The following is a 1,408-nucleotide window of genomic DNA, read 5'->3' on the forward strand; positions in this document are numbered from 1 at the left end:
AAAGGGTCAGTAGGCTTGGACTTAGTCAATACCCGAACAGTTGAGTCATTGGCCGTTAAAATCGATAGGGCAATGGTATTAAGCAATGCGCTGACATTCTTGAGAGTGTTTGCTATACCAATTTTAATTTTAACCACGAACGAAGGGCAAACCTATCGTTTCCGGTACAAATTTACTACTAGCATTGAGAATATGGTGGCCTAGTTGAACAGCCACTACTTAAATGTTCAACTTAAATTTTACAATCTGCCTCATAAATTAAATTACTTCTCCAGGATTGTCATTTTACCGTCAATTATCTGATAAACTTTGTCTGCCATATCTTTTAACCTTAAGTCATGAGTAACTACAATAATAATTTTATTTCTTTTGTGCGCTAAATCTCTGAGTAACTCGATTACTTTCATGGATCTATCTGTATCTAATGCGGCTGTGGGTTCATCTGCTAAAATATAGTCAGGATCAGTGTATAATGCTCTAGCAATTGCCACACGCTGCTTTTGTCCACCAGAAAGTTGATTAGGATATTTTTTTAGCAGTTCTAAAAGTCCTAAATCAGAAAGAAGATCATGCATTCTTTGTTCAGTCAAATTTTGTTTTTTTAGTTTATCTACGAATTTAAACTGTTCTTCGACCGTTAAAAATGGGACTAAGTTATAAGATTGTAAAACAAATCCTATTTTTTCCAATCTTAATTTTGTTTGTTGTTTTTTGGACAAACTGTTAATTGTACTGTCATTTATTTTTACGTCACCATTAGTTGGTGTCTGTAGTCCGCCTGCTATAGTCAAAAATGTAGTTTTTCCTGATCCTGATGGCCCTACAACTAAAATAAGCTGACCGCTTTCTGCTTCGAAATTAATATTTTCTAGTGCTACGTACTTACTACTCCCTTCACCAAAAATTTTTGTGACTGAGTCAAAAATTAGATTTGACATGAAATTAACCTCCAATAATTTTGTAAGGATCAACTTTGGCAATTTGGCGAATTGGTATCAATGCACCCAACAAGGACATAATAATAATACCGATTCCAGTTAAAATAATATTACTTTTATCGATGACAATGGGTACCTCGCTGGGTAACGTAATAGCTGTTATTTCACCTAATATAATGGCTATAATAACGCCAATAACTGACATAATAAATGATTGAAATAACGTACTCAAAACAAGATATTGCGTTGAGACTCCTTGCGCCTTCAAGACACCTAAGTTGGGTAATTTTTGAACGGTCAGAATATACAAGAAAATTGAAATAACAATTAGAATAATAATATACGCAAATTGCAAGAACAAGTTAGCCACCCCATGGCACGACACCGTGAGATGAACTGTTATCTTTGATGAGTTGAGTTAGCTGGCTACGACTACCTTGGCAGCTCGTCGCTGAGCTCGAGCGCGCTCA

Annotated in this window: 1 protein-coding gene and 2 pseudogenes; 1 reads left to right on the plus strand and 2 read right to left on the minus strand. The window is 35.5% G+C overall.

What is annotated here, in order from left to right; all coding sequences use genetic code 11:
- Positions 1 to 204, plus strand: a pseudogene (locus ACKTSG_RS14245) (IS5/IS1182 family transposase); the annotation flags it as partial.
- Between the two features lie 59 nt (positions 205 to 263).
- Here the strand turns inward: ACKTSG_RS14245 and ACKTSG_RS14250 are convergent.
- Entirely contained in the window at positions 264 to 938 is a 675-nt protein-coding gene (locus ACKTSG_RS14250; RefSeq protein ID WP_056962251.1) for an ABC transporter ATP-binding protein, read from the minus strand.
- 4 nt (positions 939 to 942) lie between these two features.
- Positions 943 to 1,287 (minus strand): annotated as a pseudogene (locus tag ACKTSG_RS14255) (FtsX-like permease family protein); the annotation flags it as partial.
- Positions 1,288 to 1,408: the final 121 nt, after the last annotated feature.

Origin of the sequence: Lacticaseibacillus salsurae (genome assembly GCF_045862175.1) — a bacterium.
GTDB classification, from domain to species: domain Bacteria; phylum Bacillota; class Bacilli; order Lactobacillales; family Lactobacillaceae; genus Lacticaseibacillus; species Lacticaseibacillus salsurae.